At 72.3% G+C, this 13,984-nt stretch carries 13 protein-coding genes; 6 read left to right on the top strand and 7 right to left on the bottom strand.

Features of this window, described 5'->3' with window-relative positions:
* Positions 1-34: 34 nt before the first annotated feature.
* Positions 35-460, bottom strand: a complete 426-nt coding sequence (locus tag D1648_RS05305) for a DUF3151 domain-containing protein (RefSeq protein ID WP_122939752.1) — start codon at positions 458-460, stop codon at positions 35-37.
* Between the two features lie 53 nt (positions 461-513).
* Between D1648_RS05305 and D1648_RS05300 the strand changes: the two genes are divergently transcribed.
* Together D1648_RS05300 and dtd are read left to right on the top strand one after the other, a co-directional pair.
* Entirely contained in the window at positions 514-2,055 is a 1,542-nt protein-coding gene (locus D1648_RS05300; protein ID WP_122939751.1) for a phosphotransferase, read from the top strand.
* A 36-nt stretch (positions 2,056-2,091) separates the two neighbouring features.
* Entirely contained in the window at positions 2,092-2,517 is a 426-nt protein-coding gene (gene dtd, locus D1648_RS05295; RefSeq protein ID WP_122939750.1) for a D-aminoacyl-tRNA deacylase, read from the top strand.
* A 26-nt stretch (positions 2,518-2,543) separates the two neighbouring features.
* Here the strand turns inward: dtd and D1648_RS05290 are convergent, their stop codons facing one another.
* Positions 2,544-3,215 carry an HAD hydrolase-like protein gene (locus D1648_RS05290; protein WP_122939749.1) on the bottom strand — a complete coding sequence of 224 codons (672 nt, stop codon included), beginning with the start codon at positions 3,213-3,215 and terminating at the stop codon, positions 2,544-2,546.
* Positions 3,216-3,341: 126 nt separating this feature from the next.
* On the opposite strand from D1648_RS05290, the gene D1648_RS05285 reads away from it, so the two are divergent.
* On the top strand, positions 3,342-4,088 hold the full coding sequence (locus D1648_RS05285) for a phosphoglyceromutase (protein WP_122939748.1): 747 nt from the start codon (positions 3,342-3,344) through the stop codon (positions 4,086-4,088).
* A 71-nt stretch (positions 4,089-4,159) separates the two neighbouring features.
* Here D1648_RS05285 and D1648_RS05280 read toward each other — a convergent pair whose 3' ends face one another.
* Positions 4,160-5,779 carry a helicase HerA-like domain-containing protein gene (locus D1648_RS05280; RefSeq protein WP_122939747.1) on the bottom strand — a complete coding sequence of 540 codons (1,620 nt, stop codon included), beginning with the start codon at positions 5,777-5,779 and terminating at the stop codon, positions 4,160-4,162.
* An 89-nt stretch (positions 5,780-5,868) separates the two neighbouring features.
* On the opposite strand from D1648_RS05280, the gene D1648_RS05275 reads away from it, so the two are divergent.
* Positions 5,869-6,879 carry an acyltransferase domain-containing protein gene (locus tag D1648_RS05275; protein WP_122939746.1) on the top strand — a complete coding sequence of 337 codons (1,011 nt, stop codon included), beginning with the start codon at positions 5,869-5,871 and terminating at the stop codon, positions 6,877-6,879.
* A 67-nt stretch (positions 6,880-6,946) separates the two neighbouring features.
* On the opposite strand, the gene D1648_RS05270 is transcribed toward D1648_RS05275, so the two are convergent.
* Positions 6,947-7,579 (bottom strand): TetR/AcrR family transcriptional regulator, encoded by a 633-nt coding sequence (locus D1648_RS05270; protein ID WP_122939745.1) that lies wholly within the window; start codon positions 7,577-7,579, stop codon positions 6,947-6,949.
* A 151-nt stretch (positions 7,580-7,730) separates the two neighbouring features.
* On the opposite strand from D1648_RS05270, the gene D1648_RS05265 reads away from it, so the two are divergent.
* The gene (locus D1648_RS05265) at positions 7,731-9,500 is read left to right on the top strand and encodes an MDR family MFS transporter (protein ID WP_122939744.1); all 1,770 of its coding nucleotides are present in this window, start codon (positions 7,731-7,733) and stop codon (positions 9,498-9,500) included.
* Between the two features lie 123 nt (positions 9,501-9,623).
* A complete protein-coding gene (locus tag D1648_RS05260) occupies positions 9,624-10,721 on the top strand; it encodes a GNAT family N-acetyltransferase (protein ID WP_122939743.1) in 1,098 nt (365 codons plus the stop codon).
* A gap of 113 nt (positions 10,722-10,834) precedes the next feature.
* Here D1648_RS05260 and guaA read toward each other — a convergent pair whose 3' ends face one another.
* The 3 genes from guaA to D1648_RS05245 form a co-directional block, all read right to left on the bottom strand.
* Entirely contained in the window at positions 10,835-12,436 is a 1,602-nt protein-coding gene (gene guaA, locus D1648_RS05255; RefSeq protein ID WP_122939742.1) for a glutamine-hydrolyzing GMP synthase, read from the bottom strand.
* An 87-nt stretch (positions 12,437-12,523) separates the two neighbouring features.
* On the bottom strand, positions 12,524-12,925 hold the full coding sequence (locus D1648_RS05250) for a DUF3817 domain-containing protein (RefSeq protein ID WP_122940265.1): 402 nt from the start codon (positions 12,923-12,925) through the stop codon (positions 12,524-12,526).
* 2 nt (positions 12,926-12,927) lie between these two features.
* Positions 12,928-13,800: an SURF1 family protein gene (locus D1648_RS05245; protein WP_122939741.1), complete on the bottom strand. Its 873-nt coding sequence runs from the start codon at positions 13,798-13,800 to the stop codon at positions 12,928-12,930.
* Positions 13,801-13,984: the final 184 nt, after the last annotated feature.

Genomic DNA, 13,984 nt, shown 5'->3' with positions numbered 1-13,984 from the left:
TGAGCCCACTCGGTCGTCGACGGCCGGCCGAGGGTCAGTCGAGCAGGCTGGGATCGGCCTCGCGCAGGAAGTCGGTGATGCGATCGGCCTCGGGCTGGTCGCCGAGCCGGCGTGAGGTCTCCCCCAGCAGCGCCAGCGCCCGCAGCACACCGCGGTTGGGGACGTGGGAGGCGGGGATCGGGCCCTGGCCGCGCCAGCCGTTGCGGCGCAGGGCGTCCAGGCCGCGATGGTAGCCGGTGCGGGCGCAGGCGTAGGCGGTGATCAGATCGCCGTCGCTCAGGGCGTCCTCGGCGAGCGTGGCCCAGGCGAGCGGGGAGTCGAGATGCGCGGCGACGACCTCGCGGGGCTCGCCGTCGGCGAGCTCCTCGGCGACCTGGACGTCCACGAAGTCGTCGGGGAGGCGGGTCTCCGGGATCCCCAGGAGATTCCCGCTGGTGAGGTTATCGGTACGATCAGCCATGCAAGCATCGTAGGCGCAGCCGCCCGATGACCACAGAACAGAGTGAATCGCCCATGTCACACACGCAGGACGGCTCCGAGCTGCTCACCGGGCCCGGGGCCGGAGGGCTGCTCCGCTCGGCCGTCGGCAACTCGGGCGGGGTGCTGCACAGCTGGCAGCTCGACCATGTCGACCACCGTCCCGGCCGCAGCACCAAGGCCCTGTACCGCACGCAGGTCTCCTGGCCCGAGCTGGACGGTCCGCAGGCCCCGGCGCGGGAGGAGCTGTTCGGGGCCAGCGCCCACATCGGCGAGCGCGAGAAGAACCTCTACGTCGCCGAGCAGACGCTGGTGATGACCGACGGGGACATCAACGTGCGCGTGTGGCGCTATCCCCACGATCCGTGGCTGCCGATGCTCCCCCAGGTCTGCTATCCCGACATCGTCGGTCGCACCCTGCACGACCTCGGTGTCGCGCTCGGCCCGGACCCGGCCGAGCCGATCGCGATCGACGTCGTCTCCTACCGTCCGGGCCGCCGCGCGGTGCTGCGCGCCTCCCAGGGCCCGGCGGCGGTGTACCTGAAGGTCATGCAGCCTCATCGCAGCGGCGAGATCGTGGAGCGCCATCAGCGCCTGCTCGCCGCCGGGGTGCCGGTGCCCGAGGTGATCGCCCACCATCAGGGGCTCGTGGTGCTCGCGGAGCTGCCGGGCAGACCGCTGGCCCGCGCCGTGATCGACGAGGGCGTGGCCTCCTGCCGGGCGGAGGACCTCGTGGCGCTGCTGGACCGGCTGCCCGCCTCGATGTACCCGCTGCCGCTGCGCCCGCCGTGGACCGACTCGGTCGAGTTCTACGCGGGGATCGTCGCCTCCGCGGTGCCGTCCCTCGGGCCGCGGCTGGATGCGCTGGTGCGGGAGATCCGGGAGGGTCTGACGTCGCTCGAGCAGCGGATCGACATGCGCCCGCACGACGTGGTCCACGGCGACTTCTACGAGGCGCAGGTGTTCGTCCGCGAGGGGAAGGTGGTGGGCCTGCTCGACATCGACACGGTCGGGCCCGGCCGACGGGCCGACGACCTCGCCTGCCTCCTCGCGCATCTGAGCGTGCTCGCGGACTACGGGAACGCGGGGCGGATCGATCGCGGCATGCAGGAGCGGGTCGAGGATGCGATCCACACCTGGCGCACGACCTTCGAGGAGCGGGTCGACCCCGTCGAGCTCGCCCTGCGCTCCGCGGGTGTGGTGCTCTCGCTCGCCACCGGCCCGCACCGTCAGCAGGAGGCGGCCTGGGAGGCCGCCACCGAGGCGATCGTGCGCGTGGCGGAGGAATGGGTCCAGGCGGCGCGGCACGCGGAGCGGCTGCGGCTGGAGCGGGCGGCGTCTGCCCGACAGTCGGGGCCGGCGCAGCCCGTCCCGCAGCAGCCCGCTCCGCAGCAGGTCGCTCCGCAGCAGGTCGCTCCGCAGCAAGTCGCTCCACCGCAGGCCGCCCCGCCGCCCTCCGTGCCACCGCGAGCCGCCCCGTCGCGGCCCGCTCCGGATCAGGCCGCGCCCCCACTGGGGACCGCGCAGGACGACTCCCCCACCCAGGAGCGGCGGATCTCCTCGATCCCTCCGCGCTGAGCGCCCGGCACCGCCCCGCTGTGCCACGATCGGGGCATGCGTGCAGTGCTCCAGAGAGTCGACGGTGCCCGGGTCGAGGTCGAGGGCGAGGCGGTCGGCGAGATCAGCGGCGAGGGTCTGGTGGCGCTCGTGGGCGTCACCCACGAGGACGGCCCCGAGCAGGTCGCCGCGATCGCCCGGAAGATCGCCGAGCTGCGGATCCTCGGGGGCGAGCGATCGGTGCTCGACACCGGTGCGCAGGTGCTCGTGATCTCCCAGTTCACCCTCTACGCCGACGTGCGCAAGGGGCGCCGCCCGTCCTGGAACGGGGCGGCTCCCGCCGCGGTCGCCGAGCCGCTCGTCGAGCAGGTCGTCGACGCGCTCCGGGAGCGCGGCATCACGGTCGCGACCGGGCGGTTCGGCGCGCACATGCGCGTCGGGCTGACCAACGACGGGCCGGTGACGATCCTGCTGGAGGCCTGAACGGCCCGGCCCGATCCGACGGACCCTCAGCCGCGCAGGAGCCGGTCCAGCTCCGCGACGGTCTCCGCGAACGGCAGCCCTGCCTCGCGCTCGGCCCGGCCCCCGTAGCCCCAGCCGACGAGCACGGCCTCCAGCCCGTGCGCCGCCGCGCCGTCGGCATCGTGGAGGCGGTCGCCCACCATCACCGCGCCGTCGGCCGGAGAGGCGCCGAGCCGTTCCATCACGCTGGCGATCACCTGCGCCTTGTGGGTGCGGCCCGCCGCGAGGTCGGTGCCGCCGATGAGGTCGAGCTCGCCCGTCAGCCCCTGATGCTCCAGGACGCGCACGGCCGTGGTCTCGGGCTTGTTCGTCGCGATGGCGACGGTGCGGCCCTCGGCGCGCAGCGCGGCGATCAGCTCGGCCATCCCCGCGTAGGGAGCGGACCGGCGGTACCCGCTCTCGAGGTAGTGCTCGCTGTAGGCGAGGCGCAGCGCCTCGGACCGCTCGTCGTCGAGGCCGAGCTCGCTGCGGAAGGAGTCCGCCAGCGGCGGACCGATGAAGGACTGCAGGCGCTCGGCACCGGGATGCTCCTCGCCGCAGGCGGCGAAGGCATGGTCGAGGGCGGCGAGGATCCCGGGGGCGGACTCGACGACGGTGCCGTCGAGGTCCAGCAGCACCACGGGCGTCGAGCGGAGGTCGAGGGAGGGCGCGGCGGTCATGGCCCGACCATAGCCGCGGGCGACGCGCCCGCGGCCCGGCCGCCCACGCGCGCACCGCGACCGCCGCTCATGGCCACCGGTGGCCACCGCATGCATGTTCGCGCCCGGCCCGCGTAGGCTGGGGCCATGACCTACACACTCGTGCTGCTCCGCCACGGCGAGAGCGACTGGAACGCGAAGAACCTGTTCACCGGATGGGTGGACGTGCACCTCACCGAGAAGGGCCGCCAGGAGGCCGTCGAGGGCGGCGACCTGATGAAGGAGGCCGGCATCCTCCCGGATGTCGTGCACACCTCGTTGCAGCGTCGCGCCATCATGACCGCGAACCTCGCCCTCGACGCGGCCGACCGCCACTGGATCCCGGTCAAGCGCGACTGGCGCCTGAACGAGCGCCACTACGGCGCCCTGCAGGGCATGGACAAGGCCGAGATCCGCGAGAAGTACGGCGAGGAGCAGTTCATGGCCTGGCGCCGCTCCTACGACACCCCGCCGCCCGAGATCGAGTTCGGCACCGAGTTCTCCCAGGACCAGGACCCGCAGTACGCCGACCTCGGCGACCAGCTGCCGAAGTCCGAGTGTCTCAAGGACGTCGTCGAGCGCTTCCTCCCCTACTGGGAGGAGGGCATCAAGCCCGACCTCGCGGAGAACAAGGTCGTGCTGATCGCCGCCCACGGCAACTCGCTGCGCGCGCTGGTGAAGTACCTCGACGGCATCTCCGACGAGGAGATCTCGGGGCTGAACATCCCCACCGGCCAGCCGCTGGTCTACGAGCTCGACGAGGACTTCCAGCCCGTCGAGAAGGGCGGCCGCTATCTCGACCCGGTCGCCGCGAAGGCCGCCGCCGAGGCCGTCGCCAACCAGGGCAGGAAGTGAGCTGACCTCGCCCGACGAGACGAGGAACGGCGTCCCCACCGTGCGGTGGGGGCGCCGTTCTCGTTCCCGGCTCAGCGGCGCTTGCGAGTCCCGAACAGGGAGCGGCTGATCTCGCGGCCCAGCACCGTCCCGGCCGACCGGAGGAAGGACTTCACGGCCGGGTTGCCGAGCAGTCCCTCGTCCTTCTTCGTCGAGGACGTCTTCCTCCCGGAAGGCTTCGCCGCGGGCTCGGTGCCCGCCCCGGTCGCCTTCTCCGCTTCGGCGGCGTCCTGGGCGGCCGCGTCCTTCTCGGCCCGCTGCTGCAGGATCTCGTAGGCGGACTCGTTGTCCACCGGCGTGCCGTACTCGGCCATCAGCGGCGAGGCCTTCGCGGACTCGGCGATGACCTGCTCGCCGGCGGGCTCCATCGAGCTCTCCGGGGCGCGCACGGCGGTGATCGCGACCGGGGTCGGGGCGCCGTCCTCGCTCATCACGGTCACGATCGCCTCGCCGGTGCCGAGCGCGGGGATGACCTCCTCGAGGTCGTGCTGCGAGGTGGGGAAGGTCTTCGCGGTGGCCTTGAGCGCCTTCGCGTCGTCGGGGGTGAAGGCGCGCAGCGCGTGCTGGACGCGGTTGCCGAGCTGGGCGAGGACGTCGCCGGGGATGTCCTTCGGGGTCTGGGTGATGAAGAAGATGCCCACGCCCTTGGAGCGGATCAGGCGCACGGTCTGGACCACCTGGTCCAGGAATGCCTTGGAGGCGTCCTTGAACAGCAGGTGCGCCTCGTCGAAGAAGAACACCAGCTTCGGCACCTCGGCGTCGCCCACCTCGGGCAGCTCCTGGTACAGCTCGGCCAGCATCCACATCATGAAGGTGGAGAACAGCGCCGGGCGGGAGGCGACCCCGGGCAGCTCGAGGCAGGAGATCATGCCCGCGCCGTCCTTCGTGCGCAGCAGCTGCTGGGTGTCGAAGGCGGGCTCGCCGAAGAAGACGTCCGCGCCGGATGCCTCGAAGGCGGTGAGGCTGCGCAGGATCACGCCCGCGGTCGCGCTCGAGATCCCGCCGATGCCCTTGAGCTCGTCCTTGCCCTCGTCGGAGGTGAGGAACTGGATCAGGGCGCGCAGGTCCTTGAGGTCCAGCAGGGCGAGACCCTGGGAGTCCGCGTAGTGGAAGATCAGACCGAGCGAGGACTCCTGGGTGGGGTTCAGCTCGAGCACCTTCGCCATCAGGACGGGCCCGAAGTCGCTCACGGTGGTGCGGATCGGCACCCCCTCCCCCTGCCCGCCGAGGGTGAAGAACTCCGTCGGCGCGGCGCGGGAGACCCACTCCTGGCCGCGGGCGGCGGCGCGTGCGGTGAGCTTCTCGGAGGCCTCGCCGGGCACGGCGATGCCGGAGAGGTCGCCCTTCATGTCGGCGACGAACACGGCCGCTCCGGCGTGGGCGGCCTGCTCGGCGATGACCTGCAGGGTGCGGGTCTTGCCGGTGCCGGTGGCGCCGGCGATGAGGCCGTGGCGGTTCAGCATCGACACCGCGAGGTTCACCGGCACGCTCGGATCGGGCTGGTCCCCGTCGAGCATCGCGCCGAGGTGGATGCGGCCTCCCTCGAAGGCGTACGCGGTGCGGACGGCCTCCGCCTCGGCCGAGCTCGCGGGCGGTGCGGCCGGGGCGTCCTGCGCCTCGGGGGTGGCGAGCTCCTGCTGCGGGCTGGTCATCGGGGCCTCCTCGCCGGCGTTCCGGCTCGTTCGAGTGCGGACGGACCGATCGTAGCGGGGAGAGGTGGCTCACCCGTTACCGTGTGGGGATGATTCCCTCCCCACCGGTCGAGATCCGTGCCGAGGACGAGCTCTCTGCCGCCGAGGTGCGCGTCATGCTCACCGCACCCTCCCGCACCGCGCTGCTCGAGAACCTCGGGATCACCGGTGCGGACGCCGAGGATCTGCTGCCGCTGCTGGACGCGGCGACGACGGACGAGGAGATCCTCGCCGAGGTGACCGCGACGGCGAACCGCCTGCGGGCCGCCGCCGGGCTGGAGGTCCCTGCGATCGATCTCGCCGCGGACAAGGACCGCCACGACGCCCTCCAGCAGCGCCTCGCCCCCGGGGAAGGGCTGCTCGCGATCCTCGCCTTCCTCGTCTCGACCTCGACGGTGCGGGCCTGGCACACCGCGCGCGGCCTCGACGCCGCCCGGTCCTGGCACGTGCTCGCCGATCTCGGCCAGCAGATGCGGGTCCACCGCGCGGGCACGGAACAGCTCGGCCTGCACCAGCTGAACTGGGTGAGCGGGAACTGGGCGGGCCGGCTCGTGCACCTGGGCCGGCTCCAGTTCGACCTCTCCCGTCGCCGGGTGGCCCGGCTCGAGCACGGCCGGGAGCGGATCGGCGCCGAGGAACCCGAGCGCTGGGTGATCGGCACCCACATCCCGGCGACCGGTCCGCTCGATCCGGCTGAGGTCGACGCCTCCTTCGACGCGGCCGTCGCCTACTTCACCGAGAACTACACGGATCTGGGCGAGGACCGTCCCGCGGACGCTCCTCGCTTCGGGCACGAGTTCACCTGCGACTCCTGGCTGCTGAGCGACCAGTTCGCGGAGATCACGGGACCGGAGTCGAACCTGGCGCGCTTCGCCGCGCGCTGGGAGATGATCGGCAGCGACCCGCACGGCGCCGACGGCGCGCTGTTCTTCGCCTTCGGGAAGCGGCCCCCGGTGGACCCGGACACCCTCCCCCGCCGCACCCGGCTCGAGCGCGGGGTCGCCGAGCGCCTGGCCGACGGTCGCGGCTGGACGACGGGCAGCGGGCGGCTGCTGCGCTGAACGGACTCCTGCCTCCCGCCCCCGCCGCCACCGGCACGGATCAGCCTGTGGGGTCCCTCGCGCCGCCTCAGAGGTCGATGTCGGGCTCGTCGTAGAGCGAGAGGACCTGGTCGAAGGCGCTGGCCGGGTCGATGCCGCGACGCATGGAGATCGCGAAGGCGCTGCGCGTCAGGGCGAAGCTGACCTGCACGTGGATCACGGCGCGGTCGCGGGCGTCCTCGCCGTCGAGGGCTTCCTCCAGCACCTCGACCAGCTCGGTCTGCATCGCCTGGAGGTTCCCGCTGGAGACCAGGTGCAGGCTCGGCTCCTGTTCCATGACCTGCTTCTTCAGCTCGCGCAGCCCGCGATCGACGGGGACGTTCGCGATCGCCTCGCGCATCATCGCGCGCATGGCGTCGCGCACGCTCATCACCTCGAGCTTGTCGCGCAGCGAGGTGACGGCCCTCTTCCCCTCGTCGCCGATCACCCCGAGGATCGCGGACTCCTTGGTCGCCCAGTGGTTGAAGAAGGTGCGGGTGGAGACCCCGGCGCGCTCGGCGATCCGCTGCGCCGTGACGCCGGCGAGGCCGTGCTCGACGACGAGCTCGAGCGCCGCACGGTGCATGGCCATGCGGGTCTGGCGCTTCTTCTGCTCCCGCAGGCCGAGCTCCTCGGCACCGGCGGGATCGTGGTCGTGGTCGACGGGGGTCTGAGCGTGCATCACGGATCCATGGTAAGTCCGCCATGTCACAGAATCTGCACTCGATGCAATAGTGCAGTCAATGCAACAGTTCTGTAGCATTGCGTGGCCGCAGCCCGACGGGGTGCTGGGGCCGCCACCGTCCACGCCGCTCGACTCTCCCGAGGACTCCATGACCGCATCCACCACCACGGCACCGCCTTCCGATGCCACGAGCCCTGCCGCCTTCACGGGCCTGGACCGCCAGGGCAAGCTCGTCTTCGTCGGCCTCATGCTCGGCATGTTCGTCGCCTCCCTCTCCCAGACCGTCGTCGGCCCCGCGATGCCGCGCATCGTGGCCGAGCTGGGCGGCGTGGAGCACTACAACTGGATCGCGACCGCCGCGATGCTCGTCTCCGCCGTGGCCGTCCCGGTCGTCGGCAAGCTCTCCGACCTCTACGGACGCCGCTGGTTCTACCTCGGCGGCCTCGCCGTGTTCATGATCGGTTCGATCCTCGCGGGCCTCGCCCAGGGATTCTGGTTCCTGGTCTTCGCCCGCGCCGTGCAGGGCCTGGGCATGGGCACGCTCATGCCGCTGAGCCAGACGATCATCGGCGACATCATCCCGCCCCGCCAGCGCGGGAAGTACCAGGGCATCATGGGCGCCGTCTTCGGCGTCACCTCGATCGCCGGTCCGCTCATCGGCGGCGCGATCACGGACCACCTCGGCTGGCGCTGGGCCTTCTTCCTGACGCTCCCGATCGGCGTGATCGCCTTCGCCTTCATCCTGCGCTTCCTCCACCTGGAGAAGGCCCAACAGCACGGGAAGGTCGACTACTGGGGCATCCTCACCCTGACCCCCGGACTCGTGCTCGCGCTGCTGGCCACGACCTGGGGCGGCGGCGACTACGAGTGGACCTCCCCCGTGATCCTGGGGATGTACGCGATCGCCGCGCTGTTCCTCATCGCCTTCGTGGTGATCGAGACGAAGGTGGAGGAGCCGCTGCTGCCGCTGCACCTGCTGCTGCGCCCGATCGTGGCGCTGTCGGTCGCCGCGTCCTTCGTGATCGCGGTGGCGATGTTCGGCGCGATCATCTACATCCCCGTCTACGCGCAGGGCGTCATGGGCGTCTCCGCGACGAACTCCGGCATGATCCTCGTGCCGCAGTCGCTGGCGATGATCCTCACCTCGATCCTGGTGGGCCTGCTGATCTCGCGGACCGGCCGCTACCGCCCCTTCCTCGTCCTGGGCGGCGTGGTGATGGTCGCGGGCTACCTGCTGCTGGCGAACCTCTCCTACGGGGACTCGCAGTGGCATCTGACCCTCGCGATGATCGTGATCGGTCTGGGCCTGGGCCTGTCGATGCAGGTCTACACGCTGGTCGTGCAGAACGCCGTGGCTCGCCGGGAGCTCGGCACCGCGACCGCCGCGATCCAGTTCTTCCGCAACATCGGCTCGACCGTGGGCACTGCGGTGCTGGGCACGGTGATGACGGCGTCGATGACCACCGCGATCCCGGAGCGGATCGCGGCGCTGCCCGCGGAGCAGCTCGCCGCCCTGCAGGGCTCCGGCGGGGTCGACACCGGCACGCTCGAGAACGCGGTGCTGGACCCCTCGGCGCTCGCCGAGCTGCCGGAGTTCCTGGTGGACCCGATCCGCAGCGGGCTGAGCGATGCGATGCACGACGTGTTCCTCACCGCCGTGCCCTTCGCGGTGATCGCCCTGGCGCTGTCGCTGTTCATCAAGCACGTGCCGCTGCGCGAGACGGTCGAGACCGCCGAGGAGCAGGTGGGACGGCCCGGCATCGATGCGGCCGCGGAGCTGGGCGGCACCGGCTCCGAGCCGGAGGACCTCCATCCGCGCACCGGTCCGGTCCCCGTGGTCGATCCCGAGCAGGCGGACGGGGAGGAGGCCCGGCGCGATCCCGACGGGCGGAACCCGGTGGGCGTCTCCGAGCGCTGAGCCCGGCCGCGCTCCCCTGGCACGGCCCCGTCGCCCTCCCGGTCGGCGGGGCCGTCGCACATCCCGATGCCGCAGACCACGGCGACCCGGCGGGGCCGCCGCCGCTCGTGGAAAGATGGGCGGATGCTGCTCGTGGATCACTTCCCGCCCGCTCTGCCCGCCGCCCTCGAGGGGCGGCTCACCACGCGTGTGCCGCAGCCGGAGGACGTCGCGCCCGTGACCGGCCTGCTCACCGCCGCGATGCGCCGCTTCGACCCCGAGGCCGCGGCCGACGAGGCGGCGCTGCGCTCGCGGATGGTGGGGCTGAAGTCCTGGGCCAGGCGCCAGGTGGTCGTGGTGCCGGTGGCCGCCGACGGCACCGCCTCCCTCGATGCGCACCCGCTGGCCTGGATCGCTCTCGAGGACCGCGCGAGCGGCCGCACCAACGTCCAGTTCGTCCTGGCCGCCGAGGCGCCGGAGCGCGAGGCCCTGGCCGCCTCGCTGCTGGACTGGGCGGTGGAGGTGGGCGGCTCCTTCGCCCGCGCCCGCGGAGTGGAGACCACCAAGCTCACCACCGACACCGACGAGCTGGACACCGATCGCCAGCGCCTCCTCGAGGCGGCCGGCTACGAGATGGTGCGCACCTGGCTGCACATGCGCAGGCCCGTCGCCCCCGAGGAGGCCGCCTCCCTGCCCGCACCGCGGGAGGGGACGCGGGTCAGGCGCGTGCACCGCCACCCCTCCGGCCTGCCGGTCGCGCAGGACGTCCGCACCGTGCACCGGATGCTCGAGGAGTCCTTCGCCGACCACTTCAACTCCTACCGCGAGTCCTTCGCCGAGTTCGCCCAGCGCCTCATCGAGAACCCCGAGGAGGCCGACTGGGACCACTGGTGGATCGCAGAGATCGAGCGGGACGGCCGATGGCTGCCCGCGGGCGGGCTCGTCGCCGCCCCGATGAAGGCCACCGAGACCCGCGGCGAGGGCACCTATCTCGAGTACCTCGGCGTGCACCGCAGCGCTCGCGGCCACGGGATCGCCAAGTCGCTGCTGCGCGCCGCGATCCGCGACGCCGCCGAGCGCGGCCGAGGCTTCGTGGACCTCGAGGTCGACGACGACTCCCCCACCGGCGCCGACGGCATCTACGCCTCGATGGGCTGGGAGACGTTCGAGCGGACCCGCTCCTGGCATGCGACCGCGCCCTCGCATCCCTCGCGTCTCCTCGAGCCGCCGACGGGCAGCTGAGACCGACCGCACCACGAGGCAGAACGAGGAACGGGCCGGGACCCGAGGCTGCGCGCGATGCGGCTGCTCGGGTCCCGGCCCGTTCGCGGAGGTCGCGGCTCATGCCGCGACGCTCACTCCCACTCGATGGTGCCTGGGGGCTTCGAGGTGATGTCGAGGGTGACGCGGTTGATCTCGCTGACCTCGTTGGTGATGCGGGTCGAGATGCGCGAGAGCACGTCGTAGGGCACCTTGGCCCAGTCCGCGGTCATGGCGTCATCGCTCGTGACCGGCCGCAGCACGACCGGGTGGCCGTAGGTGCGCCCGTCCCCCTGCACGCCCACGGAGCGCACGTCGGCCAGCAGCACGACCGGGCACTGCCAGATGGTGCGGTCCAGTCCGGCGGCGGTCAGCTCGGCGCGGGCGATCGCGTCGGCCGCGCGGAGGATGTCCAGGCGCTCCTCGGTGACCTCGCCGATGATGCGGATGCCGAGGCCGGGGCCCGGGAAGGGCTGGCGCCAGACGATCTCGTCGGGCAGGCCGAGCTCGGAGCCGACCGCGCGCACCTCGTCCTTGAACAGGGTGCGCAGCGGCTCGACCAGCTCGAAGGAGAGGTCCTCGGGCAGGCCGCCCACGTTGTGGTGGCTCTTGATGTTCGCCGCGCCCTCGCCGCCGCCGGACTCGACGACGTCGGGGTAGAGCGTGCCCTGGACCAGGAACGCCTTGTGCTCGGCGTGCGCGTCCGTGCCCTCACCCTCGACGACGCCCTGCTCGCGCAGGATGTCGGCCTGGGCCTGCTCGAAGGTGCGGATGAACTCGTGGCCGATGATCTTGCGCTTCTGCTCCGGGTCGGTGACACCGGCGAGCGCGGCGAGGAACTGCTCCTCGGCGTCGACCATGACGAGCTTCGCACCGCCGGTGGAGGCCCCGAAGGCCTGCTCGATCTGCGCGGACTCGTCCTGACGCATGAGGCCGTGGTTCACGTACACGCAGGTGAGGCGGTCCCCGATCGCGCGCTGCACCAGCGCAGCGGCGACGGCGGAGTCGACCCCGCCGGAGAGGCCGCAGATCGCGGTGCCCTCGCCCACCTGGGCGCGGATCCGCTCGACCTGCTCCTCGATGACGTTCCCGGTGGTCCACGACGGCTCGATGCCCGCGCCGCGGTGGAGGAAGTTCTCCAGCACCTCCTGGCCGCGGTCGGAGTGGCCCACCTCGGGGTGCCACTGCACGCCGTAGAGCCGCTTCTCGGCGTTCTCGAAGGCGGCGACGGGGCTGCCGGAGGAGGTCGCGACGACCTCGAAGCCCTCGGGGGCGGCGGTCACGGAGTCGCCGTGGCTCATCCACACGTTCTGGTCGAGGTCCTGATCGGCGAGCAGCTGGGAGCCGGGCTCGAGGCTCTCCAGACGGGTCGCGCCGTACTCGCGCACGCCCGTCGGGGAGACGGTGCCGCCGGCGGCGGCCGCCATCGACTGGAAGCCGTAGCAGAGGCCGAGCACGGGCACGCCGGCCTCCAGCAGGGCCGGGTCCAGGCGCGGCGCGCCCTCGGCGTAGACGGAGCTCGGGCCGCCGGAGAGGATGATCGCGCGGGGGTCCTTCGCGAGCATCCGCTCGACGGACATCGAGTGCGGAACTACCTCGGAGTAGACCCGGGCCTCGCGCACGCGACGGGCGATGAGCTGTGCGTACTGGGCGCCGAAGTCGACGACGAGGACGGGGCGCTGGTCGGTGTCGGTCACCCGGCGAGTCTACGACGCGCCCGACCCCGCGGGCACCGCGGTCCGTCGGCCCCGGGGGCGAGCCTGCTCACGCTCGCGCGGCGCGGGTCAGACCCGTTCCTCGTCCTGGAGGGTGGGGCGGCGGGCGAGGTCGGACTCCATCTTCTGGTGGGTCCAGCGCTCGCCGAAGAAGGACAGCACGGGGACCACGCCGAAGAACATCAGCAGCAGCATCCGCGGCAGGCGCCAGCGCATCTTCAGCCACAGGTCGAAGCCGAGGACCACGTAGACCATGTAGATCAGGCCGTGGATCGGGGACCAGGTCTTGGAGATCTGGGTCCAGGTGTCCGAGGTCGAGGTGAACGCACCGTCGCCGCCGAAGACGAGATAGCGCATGATCATGATCGCGACCAGCACCAGCAGCGCGATGCCCTCCACGATGGAGGCCACGCGGAAACGGGCGAAGGAGGTCCTGGCGGCGACTTCGTCGAGGGGGCGTTCTGCGGGCACGGTCACACGTCCTTGTCGGAGGTCGGATCGGGGATGGGGCGGGGGGCCGGGCCGGTCCCCGAGACGGTCAGGGCGCGGTCGCCGTGCGCGGAGTCGTCGGCCTCCTCCAGGAGGCGCTCGAGCTCCTCGCGGCGGTCGGCGGCCTCGTCGAGATAGGTGGAGCGCACGGAGCGCCACCACAGATACAGGAAGAAGCCGCCGAACATCACCCACTGGAACGAGTAGCCGATGTTCTGCCAGTTCAGGCCGCGGGAGAACTCGGACTCGGCGGCGGGCAGCACGTGCAGCGGGGCACCGGCCTCGTCCAGCGCCAGATAGCCGGCGTACATGGGCGAGCCCCATTCGTTGACCAGCAGCGGGGTCGCGATCTCGCGGGCGACGCCGTCGGCGATGCCGCCGGAGGCGGACTCGCTCGCCTCGAGCCGCCCGGAGACGGCGACCGTCCCCTCGGGGACCGGCGGGGCGAGGTCCGCATCGAGCGTGCCGTCCGTCCCGGTCACCTCCGCTGCGGGGACCCAGCCCCGCGCGACCGGCAGCCGCGCCTCGGTGCCGTCCTCGAGCTCGACGAGGAAGGAGGCCACGACGATCACGGCGTCCTCGCCGTCGATCTCGCGACCGGGCACGAGGATCTGCCGGCCGGGCTGGAAGCGGCCCTCGGCCGTGACCACGTCGCCCACGATCTCGTTGGTGACCGCATCGCCCACGCCGACGACGTCCTGGATCTCGCCGAGCTGCTGGGGACCGTCGGCCTTGTCGCTGATCGCCCGGTGCGCGCGGTCCCACTGCCATCCGGCGAGGAGCCCGCACACGAGGGTCGCCACCACCATCAGGGCGAGCATCCCGAGGAAGCGGGGGCGGAGGGCGACGCGGAGCATGGCCCCATGGTACGAGCTGCATCCCGTGCAGGAACCGGATGGCGACCTCGGTCACGTGTGCGGCCCGCCGCTCCCCTGCTCCGCGCTCCGGCCTGCGAGGACGTCCCTGACCTGGCACGCCTCCTCCTCTCCGGGCGGGGACGCCGTACCCCAGCCGCACCGTCGCGGAAGGGGCCGCCGGTCC

Origin of the sequence: Brachybacterium sp. EE-P12, assembly GCF_003711805.1 — a bacterium.
Lineage (GTDB): Bacteria > Actinomycetota > Actinomycetes > Actinomycetales > Dermabacteraceae > Brachybacterium.
Note: the sequence above shows the minus strand (reverse complement) of the source record. Positions and strands in the feature narration are given on the sequence as shown.

Coding starts and splice junctions, on each gene's coding strand:
- D1648_RS05305 (WP_122939752.1), bottom strand. CDS start 460: ATGGCTGATCGTACCGATAACCTCACCAGCGGGAATCTCCTGGGGATC.
- D1648_RS05260 (WP_122939743.1), top strand. CDS start 9,624: ATGCTGCTCGTGGATCACTTCCCGCCCGCTCTGCCCGCCGCCCTCGAG.
- D1648_RS05265 (WP_122939744.1), top strand. CDS start 7,731: ATGACCGCATCCACCACCACGGCACCGCCTTCCGATGCCACGAGCCCT.
- D1648_RS05285 (WP_122939748.1), top strand. CDS start 3,342: ATGACCTACACACTCGTGCTGCTCCGCCACGGCGAGAGCGACTGGAAC.
- dtd (WP_122939750.1), top strand. CDS start 2,092: ATGCGTGCAGTGCTCCAGAGAGTCGACGGTGCCCGGGTCGAGGTCGAG.
- D1648_RS05280 (WP_122939747.1), bottom strand. CDS start 5,779: ATGACCAGCCCGCAGCAGGAGCTCGCCACCCCCGAGGCGCAGGACGCC.
- D1648_RS05275 (WP_122939746.1), top strand. CDS start 5,869: ATGATTCCCTCCCCACCGGTCGAGATCCGTGCCGAGGACGAGCTCTCT.
- D1648_RS05245 (WP_122939741.1), bottom strand. CDS start 13,800: ATGCTCCGCGTCGCCCTCCGCCCCCGCTTCCTCGGGATGCTCGCCCTG.
- D1648_RS05290 (WP_122939749.1), bottom strand. CDS start 3,215: ATGACCGCCGCGCCCTCCCTCGACCTCCGCTCGACGCCCGTGGTGCTG.
- D1648_RS05270 (WP_122939745.1), bottom strand. CDS start 7,579: ATGCACGCTCAGACCCCCGTCGACCACGACCACGATCCCGCCGGTGCC.
- D1648_RS05300 (WP_122939751.1), top strand. CDS start 514: ATGTCACACACGCAGGACGGCTCCGAGCTGCTCACCGGGCCCGGGGCC.